Below are 6122 nucleotides of genomic sequence, written 5' to 3'. Positions count from 1 at the left end.
CTCGAGATCGGTGGCGAGATTTGCAGGAGAAGCCTCCGTTTCATCGGGAATCTCTCCAATGCGACACGCAATGTCCGTAACAGACTCCGTTCCTGACTCTGCCTGCAGCTTCGCCAAGAGCGCCGGTTTGAGGAACGTCAGTTGTTGCAGCCAGACGGAATTCCTGACGATCAGGTAAAGCTTTTTGAAGCGAATCTGGGCAGGCCGGGTGTGGGAAGCCATGGGCTCGCCCACGATATCGCGCCAGCGATGCCGCAAACGAAGTTCCAGCAGCCTCGATTCGAGACCAAGCCGTTTGGAAAGACCGGCAAGTATGCTGCCGCAGGAATCAAGTGTGCTGGGACCGGCCATATGGCATCATAGGCGGTAACGGAGAAATAGATCAAGGCATCGGTGTTGGGTCATGGCTAAAAAGGCGGAAGATCATCGGAATGTGGTGGCCACCAATCGAAAGGCCTACCACGATTATTTTATCGAAGAAAAGTTCGAGGCCGGGATTGTCCTTAAGGGCACCGAAGTGAAATCACTTCGGGAGAGGCGTGTGAACTTACAAGACAGTTATGCGGGCGTCAAAGAGGGCGAGGTTTTTCTCCATCACTGCCACATCAGTCCCTATAGTCACGGCAACATTATGAATCATGATCCGATCAGGACCCGCAAATTGCTCCTTCATCGAAAAGAGATCAACAAGCTCCTGGGTAAAACACAGCAGAAAGGTCTCACGCTGATCCCGCTCCGAATCTATTTCACAGAGCGAGGCCAAGCTAAAGTCGAACTGGGATTAGCCAAGGGGAAGAAACAGCATGATCGCCGAGAATCGATCAAAACTCGTGAAGCGGGCCGAGAAGTAGAACGGGCGATCAAAGAGCGAAAGTAGAATCGAAATACCTTTTTCGCTTTGACAGTGTCAGCGGTCCCAAACCTCCACTTCCCCTCTACCGACCCAAACTGACCAACAAGAAACCGCGCCGTGTGGCCGTCCATGGGCAGCCCGCGCCTTACACGGCGCGCATGGTTGAATCATTATTCAGCGTCAAGGTATACCGCCTTGTACATCGCTCCGAAAATCGCGGTTAGTGCGAGCAATGCAAAGAATATCATCATCATTCTTCACCTCCCTTCACCAAGAGACTATAAGGCTTGAACATGAATGATTCATGATGAAAACGTGAAGAAGTCTTCATAATTCAGTGACAGGGTATGGGAACCACTAATAAACAAAGCTCCCTATGCGTCGGAGAACTAGTAGGGCTGTGATGGGGGCCGTGCTCTAAGGACTTTCAGATCGGGATCCGCTTTTCAAGAGGGCCACCGCAACACCGACCAGGTGCGCGCAATCCTTTAGATTATGGGCAACTGCAGCCTGCAACCACGACTCAGAACCATGTGGAGTACGCCGTTGGGAAGCCTCCATAAAGAAAGGTATGAAGAATTGGAGCATCCCTAGGCTGGTCACGGCGTACGGCTCATGTAGCCCTTGGACTGCGTTAGGGGTCAAGGCCCATTCCAAGCCCCAGTCCGATCGAGGCGCGCAGCAGATCATGGCGACTCACCGAGTAGGCCACTTTCCCGTCAATTTCGACGGGGAGATTCAACACATGCTGTTCCTCCATCATCTGAACAGCGGCCGCAATCGTAGTAGAAGCGTGCACCGCTATGGGACCAGGTCGCATGATGGACTCGGCAGTGAGGGTACTCAGGTCCTTCCCGGCCTCATACGCTTTCAAGACGTCGAACTCATTGATAAAACCGACATACTTCCCCTTGTTATCGACAACTGGGGCACCCGGTGTGTGAGTAGACAACAACTCAGCGGCGATGGCTAAGCAATTCTGGTTCGTTCGAAACATGAGGGAGTTGGTGCCTACGATTTGCCCAACGGTCTTCAACCCTCCGACTGGTACGCCAACGATACTCATGGTGTCCTCCATAATTCTGCTGAATCATAACTTCATTTGACGTCGGCGACCGTCATGCACTTTGCCGATTGATGATTCCCCATGTCCGATCGCCAATGTTCTAGAATGTTCTTCAAAGATTTTTCCTCAACCGCACGACCCGGCCCAAAATATGATCCTGGTTCGTCAGAGGGACCTTTTCATCTCGTCGATTCAGCGCAGGAAGAGCGAGTTGCCCCCCAATCCCCTTTCAACTGTCGTAAGACCACCCCTGTCAGGGTGGCTGCTTTCTTCCTCGACCAACACGTAATGGTCAACCTCGCTCAGGCGATCGGGATTCACGAAGATAATTCCCCTTCGCTGAAGAGACGGTTGCATCGAAGCTGCCCAGGGTCCATGCCATGGCCAGAATCCTCTATGATAGGGATCAGAGGGATGCGAGATGATGAGTTTGCCGCCCGCCAATGTTGAGAGCGGCAACAGGTTCGAAGCAAGTGATCCGGCGATCAGGAGATGACAGTAGGGTGAAAGCTCACTATTGGTAAAAAAAAGATTATCGAGAAGTCACAGTACCCATTTCTATGGTACTAGACTGACACAACAAAGAGGCACGCCGTGTAGCCACCCATGGGAAGCGGATACCTGACACGGCGCGTCTCACATGCGTCAATATTATCATGGGTCGACGTCATATCTCTTATCGAAGGAACAATGCCCTCCCCTTTCTGACCCATGAGAGCAACGGCCCTATTCACCGTCAATGAATGCTACTTTATACATCGCTCCAAAAACAGCAGTCAGCGCCAGCAATGCAATGAATATTGCCATCACCTTCACCTCCTTCTACCTATATGACACTAATTAAATATACTGCTCGACAACGAAGAGCTCCTCCGAATGGCTTGAGGAACTCCTCTCTTGTCTTGTGTCTTGTTCCCGGATGGCTATCGGATCTTAAGAAAACCGTCTAGCCTCTCTCAGCCCGCGTCAATCTCTGTGATCAATGACTTATAGGATTGCTGTAGGGGTATCGCTCACCGCCGGGCTTAAGGCTGCTTATGACGTCCACCCTCCCCTTGTATCCCTTATCCTCCACAGTGTTCAACGGCACCATCACACTGAAGTTTTCGTTCACGTCGGTTTGTCGGGCATCGGCAAAGCTAGTGGGTGGAACGTTGCTGTCCACTTGAGTTGACATTCCTTTTGTAGTTCCAATGAGATCTGCCCGTCGGTCCCCTGCTACAGCATTGGGAACATATAAAGCTCCTGTCATCGCCATCACGCCCAAGAATCCCATGATCCATCTCCATCTCATTTCCATGATATCCTCCTGACGTTGTATGTGATGTCTCCTCGTCCTATCCATGCTTATGCCTACGCGACCTTCTGCCTTACCTCGGTACAAGTGATGATAAGGCTTCCACGTGAAGGGAACATGAAGACACGGTGAAGATCCATTCATTCTGTATCAAAAAATACATGTATCAAGAAATACGCCCAGGTAAATTCGTACGGATTCCAGGGCTTCGAGCATGTCGTTGACGCCTCAACGCAACGCAAATACGGCACACCCGGGTATAAAGCAAACCTTGCCGCGCTTGTCGTCGGTGCGTGATGTCTGGACTTCTTTATCAAATGTGGCGAGAGGGATTTCCCACACTGCGGCCTCGGCTGTGGCATGGACTGTTCTCCCAGCCGAGTGCGCTCCTACTATAATTGCCTGTCCGAGGCCGACCATGACGTAAGGACAACACACCATTGAAGCAGTGAGTATATTTGCCATGTGTTCCATAGAATAGCGGCCGGAAGTGAAATAAGAATGAACCCACGGTGAAGATCTTTTCATTCTCCTCGTGGACACAGTTTCTGCCGATGTTGTCACTGTGTGGGTCGGCCTCGTTTCTCTCTCTTTCCTGTTGGTGAGAGCGACTCACCAGTCTCTGCTAGAGGCCGTCACGGGGGAGCATGGTGCCGGCCTATGGGGAGATCATTTCGATGTTAAATCGGACGAGACTACGTGTTTCGTGAACCGCTAGGCAGGAGCCGCTTGCTGAGCGAGGGTTGGCAAACGTAGGGTGAAGACGGAGCCTTTGTTGACTTCGCTTTTGACGGAAATGCTACCGCCGTGGGCATCCATGATTTCCTTCACGATGGGCAATCCAAGGCCGGTACCGGCGGAATCTTTAGCCCGGGCCCAATCAGTGCGGTAGAATCGCTCGAAAAGATGGGGAATATTCTCCGGCTCGATACCGTGGCCTGTGTCCTCCACCGACATTGCCACTTCCGAACCTATCGCTTGCAGACGGACGGAGACCGCTCCACCGGATGGGGTGTAGCGCAGCGCATTATCCAGAAGATTGATCAGCGCTTGTTTGATCCATTGCGCATCACCAAGAACCGATGGAACCGGTTGGGATTTGAACGTCAACGTAATCTGGTGGTCATCGGCCAGCAGAGTCAACTCATCCACAATTTCTTGAATCAGAGGCTCCAGGGCCAGGGGCACAAGATTGACCGGAGGTTTGCTACTGGTGAATTTCGCGAGAGTCAACAGCGGGCGGGTCAAGGCGATGAGCCGATCCACTTGCTGGAGGTTGTTGAGCAGTACCTCGCGATATTCTTCGGCGGTTCGTGCTTTCATGAGCGCCACTTCCAGGTTTCCCTGCAGGATGGTCAAGGGCGTCTTCATCTCGTGGGCGGCGATTTCGCAAAAATTCCGTTGAACCTCGCTGCTTCGTTGGAACCGGTCCAACACCGCATTGACAGCCTGGGTGAGGCGACGGAATTCTCGATAGGGTGAATCCATTGCCAGGCGTTTCTCGAGGTCGGCTTCCGACATCGTCTCGGCTCCCGCACACAAAGCCTCGATCGGGGCCATCACTTTCTTTGCCAGCCAGAGACTGCCGACCCAGGCCAGGATAAGAGTGGCTCCGGATCCGAGGGTGAGCAGAAACACAAGGCCATTCAGCGTTTCCTTGTAATGGAGTAACGAGGCCTCGGCTTGCAGAATATACTGCTTATGGTTCTTGCCCACGAGGAAGAGAAACAGGTGTCGCGCCGGCGTCCCATCAGCCGCGTCGAGTGTCTCGAACAGGATCGTCTTAAGACGGACCTGTTCCAGTACATGAGGAGGAAGCGGCCTTTGCACAGTTGCGTGAGGACTCCTCCACAAGAGAGAGCCGTCGGTTGAAAAAACGCGAAGGGCATGCGTCACGTCGGGCAATACGTGCGGTTCCATCGTGCTTTGGGTCAATTCGTTGGTCGGGGCGGTGTCCTTGCCGATCTGTTCAAAGGATTCGGGGTATTGTTCCACAAACTCTGCCAGGGTTCCCGCCAACACGAGCAGCCGTCCATCCACGAAACGGTGCAACAAGATCTCGCTCGCGGCATACACGAGCGCAGAAAACACGATGAGCCCTGCCATCAAGATGAAGGCGGACCAACTGATCAAGCTGCGCAGGGATTTCATGCAGAGGCTTCCGGCTCTTCGAGCATATACCCGGCGCCGCGCACGGTGGCGATCAAGGGCGGCGAAAAGTCGCGGTCGATCTTCGCGCGGAGGGCTCGAATGTGGGCATCGACGATATTTGTCATGGGGTCATAACTGATGTCCCACACATGTTCGATGATTGCGGTCCGGGTAAGCACGCGATTTTTGTTCCGCAGGAGAAACTCCAGCAGAGCATACTCCTTATTCGTCAGGGAAATTTCCTGTCCTGCGCGCCAGACACGGTGAGAAGCGGGATCCAATCGAAGGTCGGCGGCTTGAAGATGAGCAATTTGCTGGGAGTTCCCGCGGCGCAAGAGCGCCCTGATCCGGGCCAGCAATTCCGCGAAGGCGAACGGCTTCGGCATAAACTGATCCGCGCCTGTATCGAAGCCGGAGACCTTCGTCTCCAAGGTGTTTCGCGCCGTCAATAGCAGCACCGGAGTGGAGATGCCTTGGTCGCGGACGCGGCGGCAGAGGGTCAGGCCGTCAAGCTTGGGTAACATGATGTCCAGGATCATCAGATCATAGGAATTGTCCAGAGCCAACGCCAAGCCGGCTTCGCCGTCGGCGGCGACGTCCACCACATAGTGCTCTTCCTTCAGTCCTTTTCTGATGAATTGCGCAAGGTCCGCATCGTCTTCAACGAGCAGAATTCTCATGGTTTACCTCAACCGGGTCGGCAGCAAAGAAGCAATTGTTCAACAGAGACTACCCTTGCAATCTGTGACCACCAG

At 53.3% G+C, this 6122-nt stretch carries 6 protein-coding genes; 1 reads left to right on the top strand and 5 read right to left on the bottom strand.

All coding sequences use genetic code 11. From position 1 onward, the window contains the following. The coding region (locus ACOSYY_RS07545) for a DciA family protein (RefSeq protein ID WP_421661653.1) at positions 1–351 on the bottom strand (351 nt) is incomplete at its 3' end. 52 nt (positions 352–403) lie between these two features. On the opposite strand from ACOSYY_RS07545, the gene smpB reads away from it, so the two are divergent. Further along, positions 404–877, top strand: a complete 474-nt coding sequence (gene smpB / locus ACOSYY_RS07540) for an SsrA-binding protein SmpB (protein ID WP_421661652.1) — start codon at positions 404–406, stop codon at positions 875–877. A gap of 610 nt (positions 878–1487) precedes the next feature. Here the strand turns inward: smpB and ACOSYY_RS07535 are convergent. From ACOSYY_RS07535 to ACOSYY_RS07520, 4 genes are all read right to left on the bottom strand, one after another. Continuing rightward, on the bottom strand, positions 1488–1919 hold the full coding sequence (locus ACOSYY_RS07535; protein ID WP_421661651.1) for a CBS domain-containing protein: 432 nt from the start codon (positions 1917–1919) through the stop codon (positions 1488–1490). A gap of 979 nt (positions 1920–2898) precedes the next feature. Further along, positions 2899–3219: a hypothetical protein gene (locus tag ACOSYY_RS07530; protein WP_421661650.1), complete on the bottom strand. Its 321-nt coding sequence runs from the start codon at positions 3217–3219 to the stop codon at positions 2899–2901. A gap of 711 nt (positions 3220–3930) precedes the next feature. Beyond that, positions 3931–5367 (bottom strand): HAMP domain-containing sensor histidine kinase, encoded by a 1437-nt coding sequence (locus tag ACOSYY_RS07525; protein WP_421661649.1) that lies wholly within the window; start codon positions 5365–5367, stop codon positions 3931–3933. Continuing rightward, positions 5364–6047 (bottom strand): response regulator transcription factor, encoded by a 684-nt coding sequence (locus tag ACOSYY_RS07520; protein WP_421661648.1) that lies wholly within the window; start codon positions 6045–6047, stop codon positions 5364–5366. The genes ACOSYY_RS07525 and ACOSYY_RS07520 overlap by 4 nt, the downstream gene beginning before the upstream one ends. Positions 6048–6122: the final 75 nt, after the last annotated feature.

The sequence above is a fragment of the Nitrospira sp. BLG_2 genome, assembly GCF_049222245.1.
Note: the sequence above shows the minus strand (reverse complement) of the source record. Positions and strands in the feature narration are given on the sequence as shown.